Origin of the sequence: Nitrospirillum bahiense, from assembly GCF_007828025.1 — a bacterium.
GTDB lineage: Bacteria > Pseudomonadota > Alphaproteobacteria > Azospirillales > Azospirillaceae > Nitrospirillum > Nitrospirillum amazonense.
The window spans coordinates 318,825-340,697 of the sequence record NZ_VITO01000007.1 but is presented as its reverse complement, the minus strand read 5'-3'; the positions used below and the strand labels follow the sequence as shown (position 1 = coordinate 340,697).

Annotated in this window: 18 protein-coding genes and 1 tRNA gene; 7 read left to right on the top strand and 12 right to left on the bottom strand. The window is 66.6% G+C overall.

All coding sequences use genetic code 11. From position 1 onward, the window contains the following. The 4 genes from FBZ88_RS13195 to rpsL form a co-directional block, all read right to left on the bottom strand. Positions 1 to 146 (bottom strand): GTP-binding protein (locus FBZ88_RS13195; RefSeq protein ID WP_246130159.1); only part of this gene is annotated, 146 nt, incomplete at its 3' end. A 32-nt stretch (positions 147 to 178) separates the two neighbouring features. Then, positions 179 to 2,248 carry an elongation factor G gene (gene fusA, locus FBZ88_RS13190; protein WP_145617404.1) on the bottom strand — a complete coding sequence of 690 codons (2,070 nt, stop codon included), beginning with the start codon at positions 2,246 to 2,248 and terminating at the stop codon, positions 179 to 181. A 30-nt stretch (positions 2,249 to 2,278) separates the two neighbouring features. Then, positions 2,279 to 2,749 (bottom strand): 30S ribosomal protein S7, encoded by a 471-nt coding sequence (gene rpsG, locus FBZ88_RS13185; protein ID WP_004274237.1) that lies wholly within the window; start codon positions 2,747 to 2,749, stop codon positions 2,279 to 2,281. Between the two features lie 11 nt (positions 2,750 to 2,760). Further along, a complete protein-coding gene (rpsL, locus tag FBZ88_RS13180; protein WP_004274236.1) occupies positions 2,761 to 3,132 on the bottom strand; it encodes a 30S ribosomal protein S12 in 372 nt (123 codons plus the stop codon). A gap of 539 nt (positions 3,133 to 3,671) precedes the next feature. Between rpsL and rimO the strand changes: the two genes are divergently transcribed. From rimO to FBZ88_RS13165, 3 genes are all read left to right on the top strand, one after another. After that, complete coding sequence (gene rimO, locus FBZ88_RS13175; RefSeq protein WP_145617403.1) at positions 3,672 to 5,027, top strand: 30S ribosomal protein S12 methylthiotransferase RimO; 1,356 nt, start codon at positions 3,672 to 3,674, stop codon at positions 5,025 to 5,027. 249 nt (positions 5,028 to 5,276) lie between these two features. Further along, on the top strand, positions 5,277 to 6,953 hold the full coding sequence (locus FBZ88_RS13170) for a M28 family peptidase (protein ID WP_145617401.1): 1,677 nt from the start codon (positions 5,277 to 5,279) through the stop codon (positions 6,951 to 6,953). A 174-nt stretch (positions 6,954 to 7,127) separates the two neighbouring features. Continuing rightward, positions 7,128 to 8,804 (top strand): M28 family metallopeptidase, encoded by a 1,677-nt coding sequence (locus tag FBZ88_RS13165; protein WP_246138643.1) that lies wholly within the window; start codon positions 7,128 to 7,130, stop codon positions 8,802 to 8,804. A gap of 86 nt (positions 8,805 to 8,890) precedes the next feature. On the opposite strand, the gene FBZ88_RS13160 is transcribed toward FBZ88_RS13165, so the two are convergent. The 4 genes from FBZ88_RS13160 to FBZ88_RS13145 form a co-directional block, all read right to left on the bottom strand. Beyond that, a complete protein-coding gene (locus tag FBZ88_RS13160; RefSeq protein ID WP_145617399.1) occupies positions 8,891 to 9,895 on the bottom strand; it encodes an LLM class flavin-dependent oxidoreductase in 1,005 nt (334 codons plus the stop codon). A gap of 106 nt (positions 9,896 to 10,001) precedes the next feature. After that, the gene (locus tag FBZ88_RS13155; protein WP_145617398.1) at positions 10,002 to 10,934 is read right to left on the bottom strand and encodes a phosphorylase family protein; all 933 of its coding nucleotides are present in this window, start codon (positions 10,932 to 10,934) and stop codon (positions 10,002 to 10,004) included. Positions 10,935 to 11,039: 105 nt separating this feature from the next. After that, positions 11,040 to 11,804: a class I SAM-dependent methyltransferase gene (locus FBZ88_RS13150; RefSeq protein ID WP_145617396.1), complete on the bottom strand. Its 765-nt coding sequence runs from the start codon at positions 11,802 to 11,804 to the stop codon at positions 11,040 to 11,042. A 165-nt stretch (positions 11,805 to 11,969) separates the two neighbouring features. Continuing rightward, complete coding sequence (locus tag FBZ88_RS13145) at positions 11,970 to 13,223, bottom strand: MFS transporter (protein ID WP_145617394.1); 1,254 nt, start codon at positions 13,221 to 13,223, stop codon at positions 11,970 to 11,972. Positions 13,224 to 13,316: 93 nt separating this feature from the next. On the opposite strand from FBZ88_RS13145, the gene FBZ88_RS13140 reads away from it, so the two are divergent. After that, the gene (locus tag FBZ88_RS13140) at positions 13,317 to 14,240 is read left to right on the top strand and encodes a LysR family transcriptional regulator (RefSeq protein WP_145617393.1); all 924 of its coding nucleotides are present in this window, start codon (positions 13,317 to 13,319) and stop codon (positions 14,238 to 14,240) included. A gap of 3 nt (positions 14,241 to 14,243) precedes the next feature. Here the strand turns inward: FBZ88_RS13140 and FBZ88_RS13135 are convergent, their stop codons facing one another. Beyond that, positions 14,244 to 15,464 (bottom strand): FAD-dependent oxidoreductase, encoded by a 1,221-nt coding sequence (locus FBZ88_RS13135; RefSeq protein ID WP_246138642.1) that lies wholly within the window; start codon positions 15,462 to 15,464, stop codon positions 14,244 to 14,246. A 307-nt stretch (positions 15,465 to 15,771) separates the two neighbouring features. On the opposite strand from FBZ88_RS13135, the gene FBZ88_RS13130 reads away from it, so the two are divergent. Beyond that, on the top strand, positions 15,772 to 16,992 hold the full coding sequence (locus FBZ88_RS13130) for an ATP-binding protein (protein WP_145617392.1): 1,221 nt from the start codon (positions 15,772 to 15,774) through the stop codon (positions 16,990 to 16,992). Between the two features lie 436 nt (positions 16,993 to 17,428). Here FBZ88_RS13130 and FBZ88_RS13125 read toward each other — a convergent pair. Beyond that, positions 17,429 to 17,504, bottom strand: a tRNA-Ile gene (locus tag FBZ88_RS13125). Positions 17,505 to 18,048: 544 nt separating this feature from the next. On the opposite strand from FBZ88_RS13125, the gene FBZ88_RS13120 reads away from it, so the two are divergent. Next, entirely contained in the window at positions 18,049 to 19,719 is a 1,671-nt protein-coding gene (locus FBZ88_RS13120; RefSeq protein WP_145617391.1) for an MFS transporter, read from the top strand. A gap of 111 nt (positions 19,720 to 19,830) precedes the next feature. Here FBZ88_RS13120 and FBZ88_RS13115 read toward each other — a convergent pair whose 3' ends face one another. Next, positions 19,831 to 20,538 (bottom strand): COQ9 family protein, encoded by a 708-nt coding sequence (locus FBZ88_RS13115; protein WP_145617390.1) that lies wholly within the window; start codon positions 20,536 to 20,538, stop codon positions 19,831 to 19,833. A gap of 111 nt (positions 20,539 to 20,649) precedes the next feature. Then, positions 20,650 to 21,189, bottom strand: coding sequence for a peptide deformylase (def, locus tag FBZ88_RS13110; RefSeq protein WP_145617388.1), 540 nt, complete (start codon positions 21,187 to 21,189; stop codon positions 20,650 to 20,652). 370 nt (positions 21,190 to 21,559) lie between these two features. On the opposite strand from def, the gene rpsU reads away from it, so the two are divergent. Beyond that, entirely contained in the window at positions 21,560 to 21,763 is a 204-nt protein-coding gene (gene rpsU / locus FBZ88_RS13105; RefSeq protein ID WP_012567245.1) for a 30S ribosomal protein S21, read from the top strand. Positions 21,764 to 21,873: the final 110 nt, after the last annotated feature.

The window sequence follows — 21,873 nt, the reverse complement described above, 5'->3', positions numbered from 1 at the left end:
TGGTCGTACGCGGTGAACGTCGCGCCACCGGTCTCAGCCAGCACCTTCGTGATCGCAGCCGTCAGCGACGTCTTGCCATGGTCAACGTGACCGATGGTGCCGATGTTGCAGTGCGGCTTGGTGCGCTCGAATTTCGCCTTCGCCATGGTTACTCTTCCTTCTCTTGACTTCTGCCAGATCAGGCCATCTTGGCGCGAACGACATCCGCGATGGCAGCCGGCACCGGCTCATAGTGGTCAAATTGCATCGAGTACTGCGCCCGGCCCTGGCTCATCGAGCGCAGGTTGTTCACATACCCAAACATGTTGGCCAGCGGGACCCTGGCAATGATGACGCGCGCATTGCCCCGCTGATCCATTCCTGTCACCTGTCCCCGGCGGCTGTTCAGGTCGCCGATGACATCACCCATGTAGTCGTCGGGGGTGACCACCTCGACCGCCATCACCGGCTCCAGGAGAACGGGCTTGGCTTTCGCCATCCCTTCCTTGAACGCGGCGCGAGCGGCCTGCTCGAACACCTCGACGGAGCTGTCGACGTCGTGGAAGCCACCGTCGACCAGCTCTACCTTCAGATCGATCACCGGGAACCCGGCGATCACCCCACTGTCCTTGGCGGCATGGACGCCGTTCTGGACCCCGTGGGCGAATTCCTTGGGCAGATGGCTGCCCGCCTTGTTCTCGAACCGGAACCCGCTGCCGGGCTCGGACGGCTCGAAGGACAGCGTCACCTGGGCGTACTGCCCCATGGCGCCGACCTGCCGCTTCAGCGTGTGGGCCGCCTCCGCCTTTTGGGCGATGGTTTCCCGGTACGCCACCTGCGGCGCGCCGACGTCGGCTTCCACCCGGTATTCCCGGCGCATGCGATCGACGATGATCTCCAGGTGCAACTCGCCCATGCCGCCGATAACGGTTTGCCCCGTCTCGGAGTCACGGCCGACGCGGAAGGACGGATCCTCCGACGCCAGTCGCTGCAACGCCATCGCCATCCGGTCGTGATCCGCCTGAGTCTTCGGCTCGACCACCACCTCGATCACCGGCTCCGGGAACTCCATGCGTTCCAGCACCAGCGGCGCTTCCGGATCGCACAGGGTTTCACCCGTCGTCGTGTTCCGCAGCCCCGCCAGGGCCACGATGTCGCCCGCGCAGGCCGCCTCGATCTCTTCCCGGGTGTTGGCGTGCATCAGCAACATCTTGCCGACGCTCTCCTTCTCACCCTTGCTCGCGTTCAGCACGCGATCGCCGACCGCCATCCGCCCCGAATAAATCCGGACGAAGGTGAGCGCGCCGACGAAAGGATCGTTCATCACCTTGAACGCCAAGCCGGCGAAGGGCGCCGCGTCGTCCGTCCGCCGGCTGGCCGGTTCTCCGTCCAGCGTCACGCCGGCGACATCACTGATGTCGAGCGGCGAGGGCAGAAAGTCGACAACGGCGTCCAGCATCGGCTGAACGCCCTTGTTCTTGAAGGCCGAGCCGCACAGCACCGGAACCAGGCGGAGCGCGATCGTCCCCTTGCGGATCAGTGCCTTGAGCGCCGCCTCGTCGGGTTCCGCACCCTCGAGGTAGCGCTCCGTGGCGTCCTCATCCATTTCCACCGCCTGCTCGACCAGACGAGCGCGGTATTCGCTCGCCTGCGCGGCCAGGGCGGCCGGAATTTCCGTCTCGAAGAACTCGGCGCCCAGCGTCTCTTCTTTCCAGACGATGGCCTTGTTCTTCACCAGGTCGACGACGCCGGAGAAACCGGCTTCCGTCTTGATGGGAAGCTGCAGGACCGCCGCATTGGCGCCCAGCCGCTCCCGGATCATCTGGACGGTGCCAAAGAAGTCGGCGCCGACCCGGTCCATCTTGTTCACGAAACACATGCGCGGCACGCGGTACTTGTCCGCCTGCCGCCACACGGTTTCCGACTGGGGCTCGACCCCGGCCACAGCGTCGAACAGCGCCACCGCACCATCCAGCACCCGCAAGGACCGCTCGACCTCAATGGTGAAGTCGACATGCCCGGGGGTGTCGATGATGTTCACCCGGTGGTCACGCCAAAAGCAGGTCGTGGCCGCCGAAGTGATGGTGATGCCGCGCTCCTGTTCCTGCTCCATCCAATCCATCGCGGCGGTGCCCTCGTGGACCTCGCCCATGCGATAGGATTTGCCGGTGTAGTACAGGATCCGCTCGGTCGTCGTCGTCTTGCCGGCATCAATGTGGGCACAGATGCCGATGTTCCGGTAACGATCGAGAGGATGGGAGCGCGCCATGATTCCTTAAGGCCTAAGCAGGTCCCAACCTTACCACCGGTAGTGCGAGAAGGCCTTGTTGGCCTCCGCCATACGGTGGGTGTCTTCACGCTTCTTCACGGCAACGCCGCGCTGGTTGGCCGCGTCCAGCAGCTCACCCGACAGGCGCTCGGTCATCGTGTTCTCCGACCGGCCGCGGGCGGCGGCGATCAGCCAACGGATGGCCAGGGCCTGGGCGCGGTCCTGACGGACCTCAACCGGCACCTGGTAGGTCGCACCGCCGACGCGGCGGGAACGCACTTCCAGGTAGGGACGGACGTTGTTCAGGGCATCGTGGAACAGCTGAATGGGATCAGCCTTCACCTTGCCCTCGATACGCTCCAGAGCGCCGTACACGATCTGCTCGGCGACGGACTTCTTACCGTCGTACATCAGGCAGTTCATGAACTTCGTCAGCACGATATCGCCATACTTGGCGTCCGGCAGGACTTCACGCTTCTCGGCGCGACGACGACGGGACATGAGATAACTCCTTACTTCGGACGCTTGGCGCCGTACTTGGACCGACGCTGGCGACGGTCCTTCACGCCCTGGGTATCCAACGAACCGCGGATGATGTGATAGCGCACGCCGGGAAGGTCCTTCACACGGCCGCCGCGGATCATCACCACGGAGTGTTCCTGCAGGTTGTGACCCTCGCCGGGGATGTAGCTGATGACCTCGTGGCCGTTGGTCAGCCGCACGCGGGCGACCTTACGCAGCGCCGAGTTCGGCTTCTTCGGGGTGGTCGTGTAGACGCGCGTGCAGACACCGCGCTTCTGGGGGCATTCCTGCAACGCCGGGACCTTGTCCCGCTCCGGCACGCCCTCACGGGACTTGCGGATCAACTGGTTGATCGTCGGCATCTACCGCTCTCGGTTCACAGTTCCAACAACAAGGCACCCAAACGCATGCCCAGAACGACGAAAGTCCCGTCACGAAGCACTGACTGGCTCCGCGCGGGCCTTGCAAACGCCGTCCGAACAAGGACTCGGGTGCGGCTATACAGATTTTCGAGGGGGTCTTTTTGAGAGACAGCGTCTAGCCCGCAAGGGCGGCCTACAGCCTGCCCCTCGAAAAATGTGGGCGGACTATATGGAGGTCGGCCCCGCCCGTCAAGCGCTCTGGACTCAAAAATCCAGGGTAAGCCGTGCGTCCAGGACAGGGGGCGGCCCCACAATTGCGGGCCCCTCCCCTGCGCGCCTGGCACGCGCTCCGGACAGCGCGGGGGATGGGCAAACGGCCCCGGTGCCGCTATATACCCGGGCCAGACGGGCGGCGGCACCACCAAGGTCGGACGCTCACCTTATAGTATAGTGTAAGCGCGCTTTCGAGAGAGACCCGGCCGACCGCATGCGGCACAGGGTCCCCCTGCTGGCGCCCTTTTGGATTCCCGAGCGCCGCCATGAGCAAGCCCACCCTCATCACCAATACCTCGTCCCCCATTGGCGCCCCCAAGGTCGGCATCGTCAGCCTGGGCTGCCCCAAGGCGCTGGTAGACAGCGAACGCATCCTGACCAAGCTGCGCTCGGAAGGGTACGAGGTGTCGCCCAGCTATGACGACGCCGACGTGGTGCTGGTCAACACCTGCGGCTTCCTGGACAGCGCCAAGCAGGAAAGCCTGGATGCCATCGGCGAGGCCATGCGCGAGAACGGCCGCGTCATCGTCACCGGCTGCATGGGCGTGGAAGAGGGCCGCATCCGGGAGATGTACCCCAACGTGCTGGCCGTCACCGGCCCCCACCAGTACGAGCAGGTGGTGTCGGCGGTGCATGACCACCTGCCCCCGGTGCACAACCCCTACACCGACCTGGTACCGCCCGAGGGCCTGCGCCTGACGCCGCGCCACTACGCCTATCTGAAGATTTCCGAAGGCTGCAACCACCGCTGCAGCTTCTGCATCATCCCCTCGCTGCGCGGCGACCTGGCCAGCCGGCCGGCCGGCAACGTGCTGCGCGAGGCGGAGCGGCTGGTGAACGCCGGCGTGCGCGAGCTGATGGTCATCTCCCAGGACACCAGCGCCTATGGCCTGGACCTGCGCCATGCCGAGAGCGAGTTCAAGGGCCGCAAGGTCCGCGCCCACATGACCGACCTGGCCCGCGAGCTGGGCGGCTTGGGCGCCTGGGTGCGCCTGCACTACGTCTACCCCTACCCGCATGTGGACGAGGTCATCCCCCTGATGGCGGAAGGCCTGGTGCTGCCCTATCTGGACATTCCCTTCCAGCACGCCAGCCCCAACGTGCTGAAGGCCATGAAGCGGCCGGCCAACCAGGAGAAGGTGCTGGACCGGATTCGCGGCTGGCGCGACGTCTGCCCCGAACTGACCATCCGCTCCACCTTCATCGTCGGCTTCCCCGGCGAGACGGAGCAGGATTTCCAGTTCCTGCTGGACTGGCTGTCGGAAGCCAAGATCGACCGGCTGGGCTGCTTCAAGTATGAGGCCGTGGACGGCGCCCCCGCCAACGCCCTTGAGGGCGCCGTGCCGGAAGAGGTGAAGGAGGAGCGCTGGAACCGCCTGATGGCCCATCAGCAGGCCATCAGCGAGGAGCGCATGCAGGCCAAGGTGGGCCGCACCATCGACGTCATCATCGACGAGGTGGACGAGGAGGGCGCCATCGGCCGCTCCGCGGCGGACGCGCCGGAGATCGACGGCAGCGTCTTCCTGAACGGCGACACCAGCGTCGCGGTGGGCGACATCGTCCAGGTGACCGTGGAGCACGCCGAGGAATACGACCTGTGGGGCACCCGCGTGGACGCCTAAGTCCCCGCCCTGCCCCCTGTCCCACCAGTCCTTATTGAAGCGACGGGGCCGGCCAGTGATGGCCGGCCTTTTCCGTACAGGCATCGCGATCGGGCGATTGTCCCGCCATATCCAATATCCAACTTTCGTCAGCAGGCCCGCCCAGGGTCTTGGATTTCCGGCCGGTACCCCCGTATGCTCTCGCCCCAAGCGGCGCTATCGCGGGGGTAACCGCCGGCGACACGACCAAGACAATGGGGATTCGCACTTATGGGAGCCAGACTACGCACAGGGACCACGGCGCTGTTCGCCGCGGCCCTCGCGCTCGATGTCGGGGCCGCGGCGGTGGGGCAGGCCAAGGACGCCGCCCCGGTAACGCCCGAGGCCTTGTCGGCCCACGTCAAAATCCTCGCCTCCGACGATTTCCAGGGCCGCAAGCCGGGAACCGTGGGCGAGGAGAAGACCATCGCCTACATCCAGGACCAATTCAAAAAGATCGGGCTGAAGCCCGCGGCCGGTGCTAAGGGCTACCTTCAGGACGTGCCCATGACCGAGGTCACCAGCAAGGCCGACGGCCCCATGGTGTTCACGGCCACGGGCAAGGACGGCCAGGCCAAGAGCCTGTCGTACGAATACTTCAGCCAGATGATCGTCTGGAACCGGCAGCGCACCACCCATGCCGAGGTGAAGGACAGCGATCTGGTCTTCGTCGGCTACGGCATCACGGCACCGGAGTTCGGCTGGGACGACTATGCCGGCGTGGACGTGAAGGGCAAGACGGTCGTCATCCTGGTGAACGACCCGGGCTTCGCCACCGGCGACCCCGCCCTATTCGGCGGCGGCGCCATGACATGGTATGGCCGCTGGCCCTACAAGTACGAGGAAGCGGCCCGCCATGGTGCGGCCGCCGCCATCATCGTGCATGAGACGCGCGCCGCCGGTTACCCCTGGGGCGTGGTCGCCAACAGCAACAGCGTGCCCAAGCTGACCCTGATGCCCGCCGACGGCGGGCTGCAGAGCCGGTCGGCTGTGGAAGGCTGGGTGCAGCTGGACGTGGCCAAGGAGCTGTTCGCGGCGGCCGGCCTGGACTACGGCACGCTGAAGGACAGCGCCGCCCGGCGCGGCTTCAAGGCCGTGCCCATGAACGCCAAGATGTCGGTGGGCATCACCCCGGTGGTGCGCGACGTCGTCTCGCACAACGTGGTCGGCATCGTCCCCGGCGCCAAGCGTCCGGACGAGGTGGTGCTGGTGGGCGCGCACTGGGATCACCTGGGCGTGGGCCCGGCGGTCAACGGCGACACCATCTATAACGGCGCGCTGGACAACGCCACGGGCGTCGCCGGCCTGATCGAGATGGCCAAGCGCTATACCCACGGCCCCAAGCCGGACCGCACCCTGATGTTCATCGCCTACACGGCCGAGGAACAGGGCCTGCTGGGCTCGGAATACTATGCCCAGCACCCGCTGTACCCGGTGGGCAAGACGGTGGCCGGCTTCAACATGGACGGCCTGGGTGTGCTGGGTCCCGTGCATGACGTGGTCCTGGTCGGCGGCAAGAAGTCCGACCTGGAGGAACGGCTGAAGGCCTGGACCGATGCCCACGGCATGGTCGTGAATCCGGAGCCCTTCCCCGAGCGCGGCTATTACTACCGCTCCGACCACTTCAACCTGGCCAAGGTCGGCATCCCCGTCATCGACGCCGGCATGGGGATCGACAGCGTGGAGCACGGCGCGGAGTGGGGCAAGGCGAAGGAGGAGGAGTACACCCGCCTGCACTACCACCAGCCGTCCGACGAATGGTCGCCGGCCATGGACCTGCGCGGCGGCGCCGTCCAGGTCAACATGTGGTACGACATCAGCCGCGACCTGGCGTCCAGCGATGCCTGGCCCAAGTGGTACGACAAGGCCGAGTTCAAGGCCGCCCGGGACAAGTCCCAGGGCAAATGAGTGTAAAGGCCGCCATACCCCGGCAGAGGGGTGCGGCGGCCTTTTTTCAGTCGGGGGAGCGGCCCAACTGGGCCGTAACCCTGCCGGCGCCTGTAACCCCAGGCAGGGGGTATGGGCGGTTTGAGGGGCGCCAATGGACGCGCCCCGGGGAAAGATAAGGAACGCAAGAAACCCATGCGAACCCACACCAGAGGCGCCCGCCTGCTGAAAGGCACGGCGGCGCTGGCTCTCGCAGTGGCCGTGGCCACGCCGGCGCTGGCGGCCGGCAAGGTCACCAAGGACGTGGCCCCGGTGACGGCCCAGGCCCTGTCCGAGCACATCCGCATCCTGGCATCCGATGAATTCCAGGGCCGCAAGCCCGGCACGGCGGGCGAGGACAAGGCCATCGCCTACATCCAGGACCAGTTCAGGAAGATCGGCCTGAAGCCCGCCGTGGACGGCAGCTATCTGCAGGACGTCCCGCTGACGGAGATCGTCAGCAAGGCCGACGGCCCCATGGTCATCACCGGCCCCAAGGCCGCGCCGCTGTCGCTGGAGTATTTCAGCGACATGGTCGTCTGGACCCGCCAGCGCACCCCCCATGTCCAGGTCAAGGACAACGACATGGTGTTCGTGGGCTATGGCATCACGGCGCCGGAATTCGGCTGGGACGACTATGCCGGCGTCGATGTGCGCGGCAAGACGGTGGTCATCCTGGTGAACGACCCCGGCTATGCCACCGGCGATCCCGCCCTGTTCGGCGGCGGCGCCATGACCTGGTACGGCCGCTGGGTCTACAAGTTCGAGGAGGCCGCCCGCCATGGCGCCACCGCCGCCATCATCGTGCATGAGACGCGCGCCGCGGGTTATCCCTGGGGCGTGGTCGCCAACGGCGGCAGCATCCCCAAGCTGAGCCTGATGCCGGCCGACGGCGGACTGAAGACCCGGTCAGCCGTGGAAGGCTGGATGCAGCTGGACCAGGCCAAGGCCGTGTTCCAGGCCGCCGGGCTGGACTTCAACACCCTGAAGGACAGCGCCGCCCGCCGTGGCTTCAAGGCCGTGCCCCTGCCCCTGAAGATGTCGGTCGGCATCACGCCGACGGAGCGCGACGTCATCTCCCACAATGTCATCGGCACCATCCCGGGCACCAAGCACCCGGACGAGATGGTCCTGGTCGGCGCGCACTGGGACCACCTGGGTATCGGTCCGGCCATCAACGGCGACACCATCTACCACGGCGCCATGGACAACGCGTCCGGCGTCGCCGGCCTGATCGAGCTGGCCAAGCGCTACACCAAGGGTCCCAAGCCAGACCGCACCCTGCTGTTCATCGCCTACACGGCGGAGGAGCAGGGCCTGCTGGGGTCCGAGTACTATGCCCAGCATCCGCTGTTCGCGCCCAACAAGACGGTCGCGGGCTTCAACATGGACATGCTGAGCAGCGTCGGCCTGACCCGGGACATCGTGCTGGTGGGCGGACGCAAGTCCGACCTGGAGGACAGGCTGAAGGCCTGGACCGACGCCCATATGATGGCCCTGAACCAGGAGCCCTTCCCCGAGCGCGGCTACTACTACCGCTCCGACCACTTCAACCTGGCCAAGATCGGCATCCCGGTGATCTACGCCCACAGCGGCATCGACAGCGTGGCCAACGGCGCCGAGTGGGGCAAGACCAAGGAGGATGAGTTCACCCGCCTCCACTACCACCAGCCGTCCGACAAATGGTCGCCGGACCTGGACCTCAGCGGCGGCGCCATGGAGGTCAACATGATCTATGACCTCAGCCGCCCGCTGGCCTTCGGCACCGACTGGCCGAAATGGTACGACAAGGCGGAGTTCAAGGCCGCCCGCGACAAATCCATGGGGAAGTAGCCCCATGATGTGACGATAAGGGCCGCATCCCCACACCGGAAATGCGGCCCTCTCTTAATCCAGTCCGGCGCGTTCCGCCCGGTGCCTCAATTGATACGCGGCGCCAGCCCGGCCACCTGGGCCGTAATCTCGAACGACCGCCGCCGGGCGGCATGGTCGTGGATGGCGGCGGTCACCATGATCTCATCCGCGCCGGTCTGCTGCAGGATGGCGCCGAGGCCGTGGCGCACCGTCTCCGGCCCTCCCACGACGGAGTAGCGCAGCGCCCGGTCGGCCCAGGCGCGTTCCTCCGGGCTCCACTCCACACCCGGCTGCGGCGGGCGCAAGGGGCCGGGGTTGCCACGGGCCAAGGCCACGAACCGATCCTGCAGGGAGGTGAACAGCACCTCCGCCTCCTTATCCGTGTCGGCGGCGAAAACGTTGACGCCCACCATGGCATGGGGCTTGGGATTGGCGGCGGTGGGCTTGTAGTACTGGCGGTAGACGTGCAGCGCCTCCAGCAGCTGGTCGGGCGCGAAGTGGGAAGCGAAGGCGTAGGGCAACCCCAACTCCGCCGCCAGCCGAGCGCCGAAGGTACTGGAGCCCAGGATCCAGATCGGCACGTCCAGGCCGACGCCGGGCACGGCGCGCACCGCCTGCCCCGGCTGGGCCGGGCGGAAATAGGCCTGCAGTTCCTGCACGTCGCGGGGGAAGTTGTCGCCGTTGTCTGAGCGGTCGCGCCGCAGCGCCCAGGCGGTGCGCTGGTCGCTGCCCGGCGCGCGGCCCAGACCCAGGTCGATGCGGCCGGGGTAGAGGGACTCCAGTGTGCCGAACTGCTCCGCGATCACCAGCGGGGCATGATTGGGCAGCATGATGCCACCGGCGCCCACGCGGATGCTTTTGGTGCCGCCGGCGATGTAGCCGATGACCACCGAGGTGGCGGCGCTGGCGATGCCCGTCATGTTGTGATGCTCCGCCACCCAGAAGCGGCGGTAGCCCAGGGCCTCGGCATGGCGGGCGAGATCCAGCGTGTTGTGCAGGGCCTGGGCGGCGGTGCCGCCCTCGACGATGGGGGAAAGGTCCAGGACGGACAAGGGAATGGGAAGCGACACGGGGGGACCGGCCTTTCTTCGAACCGCGACGGAACTGCCAAGGGTTACCTAAGCACGCCCGCGCGGCTTTTCGAGGTGAGGCCGGTCACAGGGTTCCGGTTCCCGTTCAAGGCCGCTGCACCGCATCCACCGCCACCTTGAACGCCGCCAGTTCCAGGGCGTCCAGGTCACCGTCCCACAGCGACTGGTGCAGGCGCCCGCCGTCGTTGACCAGACGGTCGGACCCCACGACCACGCTGGCCGCCTTCAGGCCCATCAGGGTGGCCAGGGTGAAGAACGGCCCCTCCTCCATCTCCACGAAGGTGGGCTTATCCGGACCCTTGATGGCCAGCAGGTCGCGCAGGATGCTGCCCGGCTGGAAATAGTAGATGGGCATGGTGTAGCCGATGCCCCGGGCGCTGGGCAGGCCGGAGCGGGCGGCGGCGGCGCGCACCCGGGCGGTGAACTCCTGGTTCGGCCGTGCCACCTGCTGCTTGGCGTCGGGCGCCAGCAGGAAGGCACCGCCATCGCGGTAGGAGCCATCCGATACGATGATCTGGCCATAGGGCACGTCCGGCGACAGCAGGCCCGCCGTGCCGACATGGATGACGCGGCGCGCGCCCAGGGCCTGCAACTCCGCCACCTGGGTGGTGATGCCGCCGGCGCCGGGCAGGCCACGGGCCACGACGAAGGGGGCCGTGCCGGCCTTGCGCACCACCCACAGGTCGGTGGGGTCGGTGAAGCCGTAGGACAAACGGGTGTAGCTGCCCTGAAAGCCCGCCTGGTCCAGGTAGGTCTCCACATCCACCCGGTGCAGCACGATGGCGTCGGCCGGGAAATCGTCCAGCTCGCCATGTACGAAGCGGTTCTTGCGCAGCCAGTCCACCTCATCGGCCGGGGTGTTCAGCCGTTCCTGGTGGCCGTGACGGGCATAGCCGTCCAGCACCCGGTAGGGGGCATCGGCCGTGCCGGCCAGCGCCAAACCCGACATCTCTCCAGTGGCCGCACCCGCGGCGGCCATCATCAGGCCCGCCACCAACGCCGCGATCCCCTTCGCCATGCCCCGTCCCCTTCTTGGTCTTGATGGCTAAAGGGTCCGCAAAAACAAAGGGCTGCGCAATGGCCAAAGCGGCCCTGGCGCAGCCCCGGTTGTGAAGACCTCTTTTTACTTCGGCTTGCGGAACTTGAAGACGAACTGGTCGGTGTGGCCGCGCAGGGCGGGGTCGAAGACCTTGAGCGTGTGGTTATCCGCCGTGTTGTGCAGGGCGTCGTCCTGGCCCTCCAGCACGAAGCCCGCGGCCTCCACCTCCTTCTTCACCGTTTCGGGATCGATACGATGAAGGGTGTTGGTGTCGCGCACGCCGGAGCCGGCCTCGGCCACATGGTCCAGCACGATGTAGACGCCGCCGGGCTTCAGCGCGTTGAAGATGGCCTTGTTCACGGCCGCCGCCGCTTCCGCGCCCATGAAGGCGTGGACATCGTGGTAATTCTGCGAGGTCCAGACCACGTCCACCTTCTCAGGGAAGGTCAGCGCGTTCACGGGCTCGACCAGCGGCACGATGTTGCCATAGGCCTTGTCCCCCGCCAGCGCCTTCTGCCCGTCCACCGCTTTTTGCGAGCGGGTGGCGATCTCATTGGGCAGCAGGGAATAGACCCTGCCCTTGGGGCCGACCGCCTTGGCGAACAGGCGGGTGAAGTAGCCGGCGCCCGGCATGAAATCCACCACCTTGTCGCCCGCCTTCACGCCGGCGAAGGCCAGCATCTCGGCCGGCTTGCGATCGGCATCGCGATCCTTGTCGGCCTGGGGCCGGTTGCTGTCGGCGACGGCGGCGGTGATCGCGGGTGACGGCGCGGTGGCGGCGCTGGCGGTGAGCGCCAGGCTGGACACGGCCAGCCCCAGGGCCAGCGCGATGACGGAGACGCGAGACATTGTTCCCTTCCCTCCCTGGATGTCAGCCTTTGGCCAAGGATGGGCCCCCGATCAGGTTCCTCCCCGATCAAGTCCATTGCGGCCGGCTGCCGCTAGAAAGTGCGGAGCCGGCGCCATAAATCAATCCCGCGTCTCTGAAAAAACGACGGAATTGCAACCACCGGGTCATCGCGCCGCAGGGCAGACGGCCGGAGGCTGGATAGCCCTGGTGGCGCTTGCCTCCGCCCCCGGGGCGCCCGCCGTGGCACCCCGCCGCCGGGTGGCGGCCAGCAGCCCCAGGCCCGCAGCCATGAAACCGGCCGAAACCAGCGGCAGCGTGCCCACGCCGGCCAGGGGCTCTATCGCGCCGGCGGCAAAGGAGCCGGCGGCCATGCCGACATAGAGGGCCGACGAATTCAGGGCCAGCACCAGGCCGCGCACCTCCGGCGCCAGTTCCACCATGCGCCGCTGCTGCGAGGGCATGAAGAGGTCGTTGGCCAGCGCCCACAGCACCAGTAGGGCCAAGGCGGCCCACAGCCGGGCCGGGGCGCCGGCCATGGTCAGGAACATGACGGTCAGGCCCCCCAGGCTGAGGGCCACCAGCCGGTCGGCGGACCACAGGTCGGCCAGCCAGCGGGCGAGATAATTGCCGGCCAGACCAGACAGCCCCAGCACCATGAGGGCCAGCGACGTCTGCGCCGTATCGGCGCCGAAGCGGTCGCGCAGCAGCGGATTGATCAGGGTGATGGTGGTGAACAGTCCCGCCATCTGGCAGACCATGAGGGCGACGCCCCCCGCCACCCCCGGGCGCCGCAGGACGGTCGCCAGTTGCCCCAGACCCAGGGCATGACCCCGCCCCCGGTCCTTGACGCCCAACGCGACGGCCAGCGCCACGCCCCAGGTCCACACGCCCAGCCCGACGAACATGGGGCGCCAGCCGATCTGTTCCCCCAGCCAGGCGGACAGCGGCAGGCCGACGACCGACGCCATGGTCATGCCGCTGAAGACGATGGCCAGGGCGCGGCCTTGCCGCTGGGGCGGTACCAGGGTGCTGCCCAGGGCCGACACCACCGGCCCGACGCAGGCGGCCCCCACGCCCGAAATGATGCGCAGGATCAGCAACAAGGGATAGCTGGCCACCCCGGCCGACAGCAGGGTGCTGGCGCCCAGGATGCCCAGGCCGGCCAGCAACAGGGTGCGGCGCGGCAGGTGCCCCGCCACCATCTGCACCACCGGCGCGGCGACGGCGAAGGTGGCGGCGAAGGCGGACACCATCAGCGCCACCGCGCTGGGTGGCAAAGACAGCGAGGCGGCGATGGGGGGCAAGGCCCCGACCACCGCCAAGGTGCCGGTACCCATGGTGAAATAAGCCAGCGCCAGCAGGCGCAGGGGCCAAGCGGGCCATGGGGCGGCTGGGTCCGGGGAGCGGGATTGGGGCATGGTTGCCTCACGATCAGGGTTAGGCGGTGCCCTGGTGAGATAGGTCCCGCTTGGCTATAATTGAAATCGATCATCCATATTGGACCTATAACCATGATCGATCTCAAGGGAGTGGACCTGAACCTGCTGGTCTCGCTGGACGCTCTGCTGGACCAGGCCAACGTCACCCGGGCGGCCGCGCGCCTGGGCATCAGCCAGCCGGCCCTGTCGGCGCAATTGGCCCGCCTGCGCGACCTGTTCCACGATCCGCTGTTCGTGCCCTCGGAAACCGGCCGGGGCATGGTGCCCACCACCCGCGCGCTGGAACTGCAGGCGCCCTTGCGCGCCGCCTTGCAGGAGCTGGAGACGGTGGTGCGCCGGCCGCCGGGCTTCGACCCCCTGACGGCCACGCGCGATTTCGCCATCGCCGCCAGCGACAACAGCACGGTGGCGGTGGGGCTGGGCTTGATGGAGCGCCTGCGCGCCGTCGCGGGCCCGGGCATCCGCCTGTCCTTCCGCGCACCCAACGCCGAACGCGTCCTGGGCCAGATGCAGCGGGGCGAGGTCGATTTGCTGATCGGCTCGCAAAACATGGTCCAGGCCGGCATGACGGCGCGCCGCCTGGCGGGGGAGCGCTATCTGGTGGCCCAGCGCAAGGGCCATCCGCGCGGTGCCGGCCCCCTGGACCTGGACAGCTATTGCGCCCAGGAACATATCCTGGTGTCCACCGATGGCGGCGGCTTCGTCGGTTTCGTGGATGAGGTTCTGGAGCGGCTGGGGCGGCAGCGGCGGGTGGCCCTGTCCATCCACCAGTTCATGCTGGCCGTACCCATCCTGCTGGCCACCGACTATCTCTGCGTCCTGCCCAGCCGCTTGGCCCGCCGCTATGCCGAGAAGCTGGACCTGTTCGACCTGCCCCTGCCCAACCGGCACAGCTATGATTTCATGGCCGCCTGGCACCCCCGCCACCAAGCCGACCCCGGCCATGTCTGGCTGCGCCAGCAGGTGGCGGCGGTGGCGGAGGGGATGGGCTGCTGAGGGTCACCCGAACGCCGGCGGCGGGAACAGGCTGGCGATGATGCCCACCGACTGTTCGGCCAGTGGCCGGTCGGGCACGATGCTGTCGTCGTTGTAGCCGTAGTAGTCGTCCGGCCCCACCGCCTGGAAGACGAAGCCGTCGCGCCGGGGCACGAAGGACACGCCGTTGTAGAACAGGCCGTAGTGCACATCGTCCTGCGGGATCATGCGCGCCAGCTGGCCCCGCACCGGGATGATGGAGTTGTCGCCCATCAGGGAGCGGGCGCCGTAGCCGGTGCAGTTCACCAGCACCTTCTGAGCCACGCCGGCGAAATCCGCCGGGGTGTGGAATTCCCGCACCTCGATGCGGCCGCCGTTGGCGTGGAACTCATCCAGCAGAAGGCGGGTGTAGCTGGAAATGTTGAACACCATGTTGGTGTTGCGCCGAACAAAGCGCGCGCCGAAGGGATGCAGACCCGCCGGCACATCAACGGAATGGGGTGTCAGGGTTGGCAACAGCTCGTGCTGCAAGGCGTCGGCGAAGGGGGGCCGGCCGTCGGTCACCGGCTCGTGGCGCTCCCGGTTGGCCTGGTCCGAGACGTTGTAGTTGTCCACCCACTCGATGGGGGTGCCGGGCAGGCCCAGCAGGCTCTGGTAGGCCTGGAACGAGGTCAGGCACATGCGTGCCCACAGCGCCTTGAACTCAGGCGTGGCGTATTGTTCCAGGCAGATGCGCGAATCCGGTGACCAGACGCCGGTGGCGAAGCTGGACCGGGTGTCAGGCGGCAGGTCCTTGGCATAGATGGTGACCTTGGCGCCGGCGCGTTGCAGCTGCAGCGCCGTGGTCAGGCCGATAGCCCCGCAACCGATAACGGCGATGTCGCGCTCGCCCAAGGCCATGGCCTTCTCCGTGGCGACCAGACCCGTCCCCCAGGATAGGGACCAGCCGCTGCCGCCGTGGCCATAATGGTGGACCACCAGCTTCTGGCCGATGCGCTCCACCTCCAGCCGGGGGCCCTGGGCGCGGAAGGGGCGCGTGCAGACGGTGATGCGGGTGATACGGTCCGGCGTGGCCCGGATGGGCGTCAGCGCCAGGGGCGACCGCGCCGCCTCGGTCACGCCGCCATGCCGGCCCCCCTCCACATTGACCGCGCAACCCGCCAGCATCAGTGCCGCACCCGCACCGGCCAACAGATCGCGGCGGCCCACGCCGACGGCCAAACCCTTCATCCGCCCCACCGCCATGCCATCCCCCTTGTTGTTGCCGGACGGCGTCCAGGGCCGCTTGGAGAAGACGATACGGGAAAAGAAGGGCTTGAGAAACCGGGACTTGGCGGGGAAGGTAGACGCCGCTTATCGCGAGCTACGGGACCTGGCCGCCGCCATGTTCGAAAAGATCACCCACCTGGCGCGCGACTGATCCCGCGGCAGCCGGGCCGTTGGCCCGACCACCACTCCCAGGCAGCGCCCTTGTGACTACCAATCAGCGGACTGTTGACTTCCAATTAGCCGAGACTGATATTCCCAATCAGCCGACGCCTTGAGGGTAAGCATGTTCGAACGGTTTGTGGCGCATCGGGTGGAGGAAGCCCTTTCCGATACCCCCGTCGTCCTAGTCGTGGGGCCGCGCCGGGCGGGCAAGACCACGCTCGTCCGCAAGATGGGAACGAACAGCCGCGCCTATATCACGCTCGATGATCAAACCGCCCTCGCCGCCGCCCAATCCGATCCGGCTGGGTTCATCCGTGGGCTGGATCAGGCCATCATCGATGAGGTGCAGCGCGCGCCGGATCTGTTGCTGGCGATCAAGAAGACCGTTGATGAGGACTATCGCCCCGGTCGCTTCCTGCTCACGGGCTCCGCAAACGTGCTCACCCTGCCCAAGATCGCCGATAGCCTGGCGGGGCGGATGGAAACCATCCAGATGCTGCCCTTGGCCAGAGCCGAAATCGCCGGCCGGACACCCAGCTTCTTGGAACGCCTGTTCGACGGCAGGCTAGGCCCTCAACCGGACGCGCTTGTCGGTGACGAGCTGATCCGCGTCGTCTTGGCCGGGGGATTCCCGGAAGCGATCAGCCGCGACAAAGAACGGCGCCGGCAAGATTGGGCACGCGCCTACCTCACATCGATCCTGACGCGAGACCTGCGGGACATCGCCGATGTGGAAAAGCTCACCGAGCTGCCGAGGTTCGTGCGCCTGCTGGCCGAACACGCCGGCCAGTTGGTCAACTACTCGCAATTCGGCGCGGGCATCAACGTCAGCCACAAGACCGGCCAGCGCTATGTCGGGCTGCTGGAACAGGTCTTCCTGGTCGCAACGGTGCAACCCTGGTTCACCAACGCCCTGAAGCGGATCGTCAAGACGCCGAAACTGCATTTCCTCGACTCCGGCTTACTGGCGACCGTGCGGGGTCTGACGTTCGACCGGATCAAGTCCGACCGCACGGCCTTCGGCGCCCTGCTGGAAAGTTTCGTCTTCTCGGAAGTGCTGAAGCTCATCAGCGGCTCAGACCTGCGGGTGACCGCCCACCATTTCCGAGACCGCGATGGCCGCGAGGTGGACGTCATCCTTGAGCGTGACGACGGGATGGTCGTCGGCATCGAGGTGAAGGCCAGTGCCACCGTTAAGGCCACCGATTTCACCGGCCTGAAAGCACTGGCCGAGGCCTGCGGAGAGCGGTTCGCTTATGGCGTCATCCTGTATGACAGCGCCGACTTCGTTCCCTTTGGGGATAAGCTGGCGGCCGCGCCACTGTCATGCCTGTGGGGGTGAGCGGGAAAACTCAATAAAATTTCATCTGCTTGGGGCCAAAGTCAGTTCAAGATTAACAATTTATTGAACAATCAGCGACAAATACGACAGATATCGAGTGAAATTTAAATAGACCCCATAAAAGCAGATGAAATTCCAATAGATAATAGGAAATCTACCTAATTCTTTCTGAAGTCGATCATGGCGTATGGCCGCCGGTGGCTTTACATACCGATACAGGCCACCCTAGCTAACCGTCTGTTTAAATCATTAACTCGCTGGGAAGCCTGGGAAACGGGCACACCCGACCAGTCCGCTCCTCCGGATTTCATTGCCCTGAAATGTTTGTGGATTTTCCTGGCAGGTCACAGGCGTCCGCCAATGCGCGTTGCACTTACAGCTCATTTACAGGCGCGGCGCACTTCCCCACCGCAAACAGCTAAGTCTTTGAAAAGATTGGTGGGCCCGGCCAGATTCGAACTGGCAACCAGACCGTTATGAGCGGCCGGCTCTAACCGTTGAGCTACAGGCCCACGCGGGGCGCACTTTGCCGGGTGAGGCAGCGGGTTGCAACACCCTTCATAATTTTTTTACGACACCGCCCAAACCGTTGGAAACGCGCCGCTATCCTTTTGATTTGACGTGCGTTGCCAGGTGAATGCCATGTTGCCGCCTCAGGACTGAGGTGCTACCTTTGCAAGGCTTGGGACGGTGACTGCATCCTTTGTCCAGGCGGCAAATGGCCGCGCTGGCACCTGGGGTAGCGGTAACACCCGGCGAACGCGGGCCCCGGCAGGGCGACCCGCATGAGGCTCCGGCCAACGGGGTCCGCCAAAGCGGTTGAGTGTCAGGCCCAGGGTCATGCGCGCCCAGGGCCGGGGGGACATATACGCGAAGGGGGGCCAGCGGCAGCAATCCGACTTAAGACGTCCAACCGGACGCCCGTTACCAGGCCCCGCGGGGCCACCAGCGGCACGGCGCCGCCACCGGGCCGGGATCGCCCCGGGCTAGGAGCGTGAACGCCAGCACCAGCCCCGCCGCCAGCCAATACCAGAACATCCATGGGAGGAAGTCACGATGGCGAACATCGCCAGCAGCAGTACCAATGGGGCCTCGACCGGCATGACGAGGGAGGAACGCAAGGTCATTCTCGCCTCATCCCTCGGCACCGTGTTCGAGTGGTATGATTTCTATCTGTACGGTTCCTTGGCCGCCATCATCAGCGCCCGCTTCTTCTCGGGCCTGCCGACGCAGGGCGCCAAGGACGTGTTCACGCTGCTGGGCTTCGCGGCCGGCTTCTTCGTCCGCCCCTTCGGCGCCCTGGTCTTCGGCCGGCTGGGCGACCTGGTGGGCCGCAAGTACACCTTCCTCGTCACCATCGTCATCATGGGCCTGTCGACGGCCGTCATCGGCTTCCTGCCCAGCTATGAATCGGTTGGTGTGCTGTCGCCCATCCTGCTGATCAGCTTGCGCCTGCTGCAGGGCCTGGCCCTGGGCGGCGAGTACGGCGGTGCCGCCACCTACGTGGCGGAGCACGCGCCCCATGGCAAGCGCGGCGCTTACACCGCCTGGATCCAGATCACCGCCACCGGCGGCCTGTTCCTGTCGCTGCTGGTCATCCTGGCCTGCCGCACGAGCCTGCCGAAGGCGGACTTCGAGGCCTGGGGCTGGCGCATCCCCTTCCTGGTGTCGCTGCTGCTGCTGGCCGTGTCCCTTTGGATCCGCCTGCAGCTGGACGAATCGCCGCTGTTCAAAAAGATGAAGGCCGAGGGCAAGACGTCCTCCTCCCCCATCCTGGAAAGCTTCGGCAACCTCTATAACCTGAAGTTCGTGCTGCTGGCCCTGTTCGGCGTCGTCGCCGGCCAGGCCGTCGTTTGGTACTGCGGCCAGTTCTATGCCCAGATCTTTCTGAAGAGCACGCTGAAGATCGACCCCAACACCGCCGACACCCTTGCGGCCATCGCCCTGCTGTTCGCCACCCCCTTCTTCGTGGTGTTCGGCGCCCTGTCCGACCGCATCGGCCGCAAGAAGGTCATCCTGGCCGGCCTGGCCCTGGCCATCCTGACCTACTTCCCCATCTTCCGGGGCATCACCCACTTCGGCAACCCCGCGCTGGAAGCCGCCATGGCCGCCAGCCCGGCCACGGTGACGGCCGACCCGGCCGAGTGCACTTGGCAGCTGAACGTGGCCGGCACGTCCAAGTTCACGTCCAGCTGCGACGTGGCCAAGGCGGCGCTGGTGGGCAAGAGCGTGCCGTACAGCGCGGTCGATGGCGGCGCCGGCTCCGTGGCGCAGATCAAGATCGGCGACACGGTCATCGACAGCTACGACGCCAAGGCGCCGGACGCGAAGGAGAAGAAGGCCGCCTTCGACAAGGCGGTGGCCGACGCGGTGAAGGCCGCCGGCTACCCGGCCAAGGCGGATGACGCCGCCATCAACAAGCCGGCGCTGACCTTCCTGCTGTGGGTCCTGGTCATCTACGTGACCCTGGTCTACGGCCCCATCGCCGCCATGCTGGTGGAGATGTTCCCGTCGCGCATCCGCTACACTTCCATGTCCCTGCCCTACCACATCGGCAACGGCTGGTTCGGCGGCTTCCTGCCGGCCATCTCGCTGGCCATCGTGGTCACCACCGGCCAGATGTACGCCGGCCTGTGGTACCCGATCATCGTGGCCGCCATCACCTTCGTGATCGGCCTGCTGTTCGTGCGGGAAACCAAGGACACGGAAATCAGCCACGACAAGTAAGCGCGGCTTTGCGGCATCGAATGGCGAAGGGCCCGGACATCCCCGTCCGGGCCCTTTCTTCATGGGGTGGCCGACGCGATCGCCCGCCCGTTACCCATCACACCCGCCCCATCACACCCGTTGGCGCAGATGGCGGGAGAAGCGTAGGGGGGAAGGCACAAGGCCGCCCCAGCCTTTCAGCGACGACAGCTTCGGAAGCGACAGGGTGGCGATGCCCTTGCCGACCGCCATGACATTCTCGATCCGGCGGTCGAGGAAGGCCCAGGTGTCGGCATGGTCGGGCGACCGATCGCTCAACCAATACAGCACGGTGGCGGTCTGCACCGCGGCCAGCAGGGCCCGCTTGGTATAATAGTTGAAATCGGTCGCCTGATCGCCGGCGGCGTACCACGCGGCATCCACCGTGCGGTACAGCAGGCGGGCGGCCAACCCGGCATGGGTGGGCAGCGCCAGGAAGGAGCTGGCGCGCTGCACCGCCTCCGTCCACGGCGCCAGCAATTCCAGGCGCACGCGCACCGCCAGAGTGACCCGCGCCCGCACCTTCATCGTAGTCAGGTCCCGGCCCGCCAGCTGCGCCAGCATGGCGCGGTCGGCCCAGTCGCTGAACTGCGCCACCACGTCGGCCACACCGCCGGGGAACAGGGCCGCCAGCTGGGCCGCCCCCATGTCCGCGTCGGCCGCGCCCTGGCGCAGCGCCGCGGCCGACCAGCCGTCGAAGGCCACGTGCGGCAGAACGGCCAGCATCAGCCGGTCGCGCAAAACCAGGCGCTCATCCTGGGGTAAGGTGGCGGCTGTGGTGTCGGTGTCGGGGGCGACCATGGGAACCATCCCTTGTAACGAGGGCGACCGACCGGCGGCCGCGAGGTTGGCGCGAGTATAGGCCCGCGTCCCCGCCGTCTCTACCCCCTCGAAGGAAAGCGACGGTCCAGGTCAACCGGGCAGCTTGGGCACCGACTCGGTGCCGAAATACTTCATTTCTTCCGTGAAGCTGAGGAAGCGGAGGTCGTTCATGCGATCCAGATACAGCACGCCGTCCAGGTGGTCGCATTCATGCTGCACCACGCGGGCATGGAAACCCCGCGCCTCGCGTTCCACCACCGACCCGTCCAGGGCCAGGCCGCGATACCGGATGTGGTTGTAGCGGGGCACGGCGCCGCGCAGGCCGGGGATGGATAGGCACCCTTCCCAGCCGAACTGCATTTCCTCCGACAGGGGCTCCACCACCGGGTTGACCAGCACCTGGACATCGGCGGTCTCCCCGCCCGCCCGCTCCGCCGGGACGCGGAAGACGATGACGCGCCAGCCGACATGCACCTGGGGGGCCGCCAGGCCCACGCCCGAGGAATCGACCATGGTTTCAATCATGTCCTGGGCCAATTGGCGGACCACCGCGGGTATCGGCTCTTCCACCGGCACCGCCGGACGGCGCAGCACCGGATGGCCCATGCGGGCGATCTTCAGGATGGCCAACGTTCCCCCTTCCCCGAATCTTGGGATCAAGTGCCGCCTGGCCCCGCGCCGGCGCGCCCTAACCCCGATATAGGGGGTACCCTGTTAGTTTCCATGGGTTGAGGCGCCCTGTCACCCCGGACCCCGCCGCCTGTCCTTTGGATAAGGCCGCCCCAGCGGAATTCCGCACCCCTTACGCCAATTGCGAAAGCGCCCATCCGGGAACGCCCATTCATGAACGCATGGGGGCCCCGCGCGACCATGGCGGGATTCACTTCACAGGGCGGGGGGCCTGTGTTATACCACCGGCCTCCGATCGGGCTGCCTGCGCGACCGTGCGTCTTGGCTATTACCCGTTAACCTTTTACTCTGTTTGGAGTGGTGACGTCCCGTGCAAGTGCTGGTTCGTGACAACAACGTCGATCAGGCCCTCCGCGCTCTCAAGAAGAAGATGCAGCGCGAAGGCATTTTCCGTGAGATGAAGCTGCGTCGCAACTACGAGAAGCCCTCGGAGAAGCGCGCCCGTGAGAAGGCCGAGGCCATTCGCCGCGCCCGCAAGCTGCTGCGCAAGCGTCTGGAGCGCGAGGGCTACTAAGCCTCTCACGCGCTGTTAGACGCACGGACGGAGCCGCCCCTGAAGCTCAGTGGGCGGCTTTTGTCATGCCTGCGTTTTGGTTGCGCGCGGATGATTCCGTGGCGCGACTA

What these genes read in the sequence shown, in the direction of transcription:
- fusA (WP_145617404.1), bottom strand. Translation starts at nt 2,248, where the DNA reads ATGGCGCGCTCCCATCCTCTCGATCGTTACCGGAACATCGGCATCTGT.
- rpsG (WP_004274237.1), bottom strand. Translation starts at nt 2,749, where the DNA reads ATGTCCCGTCGTCGTCGCGCCGAGAAGCGTGAAGTCCTGCCGGACGCC.
- rpsL (WP_004274236.1), bottom strand. Translation starts at nt 3,132, where the DNA reads ATGCCGACGATCAACCAGTTGATCCGCAAGTCCCGTGAGGGCGTGCCG.
- rimO (WP_145617403.1), top strand. Translation starts at nt 3,672, where the DNA reads ATGAGCAAGCCCACCCTCATCACCAATACCTCGTCCCCCATTGGCGCC.
- FBZ88_RS13170 (WP_145617401.1), top strand. Translation starts at nt 5,277, where the DNA reads ATGGGAGCCAGACTACGCACAGGGACCACGGCGCTGTTCGCCGCGGCC.
- FBZ88_RS13165 (WP_246138643.1), top strand. Translation starts at nt 7,128, where the DNA reads ATGCGAACCCACACCAGAGGCGCCCGCCTGCTGAAAGGCACGGCGGCG.
- FBZ88_RS13155 (WP_145617398.1), bottom strand. Translation starts at nt 10,934, where the DNA reads ATGGCGAAGGGGATCGCGGCGTTGGTGGCGGGCCTGATGATGGCCGCC.
- FBZ88_RS13150 (WP_145617396.1), bottom strand. Translation starts at nt 11,804, where the DNA reads ATGTCTCGCGTCTCCGTCATCGCGCTGGCCCTGGGGCTGGCCGTGTCC.
- FBZ88_RS13145 (WP_145617394.1), bottom strand. Translation starts at nt 13,223, where the DNA reads ATGCCCCAATCCCGCTCCCCGGACCCAGCCGCCCCATGGCCCGCTTGG.
- FBZ88_RS13140 (WP_145617393.1), top strand. Translation starts at nt 13,317, where the DNA reads ATGATCGATCTCAAGGGAGTGGACCTGAACCTGCTGGTCTCGCTGGAC.
- FBZ88_RS13135 (WP_246138642.1), bottom strand. Translation starts at nt 15,464, where the DNA reads ATGGCGGTGGGGCGGATGAAGGGTTTGGCCGTCGGCGTGGGCCGCCGC.
- FBZ88_RS13130 (WP_145617392.1), top strand. Translation starts at nt 15,772, where the DNA reads ATGTTCGAACGGTTTGTGGCGCATCGGGTGGAGGAAGCCCTTTCCGAT.
- FBZ88_RS13120 (WP_145617391.1), top strand. Translation starts at nt 18,049, where the DNA reads ATGGCGAACATCGCCAGCAGCAGTACCAATGGGGCCTCGACCGGCATG.
- FBZ88_RS13115 (WP_145617390.1), bottom strand. Translation starts at nt 20,538, where the DNA reads ATGGTCGCCCCCGACACCGACACCACAGCCGCCACCTTACCCCAGGAT.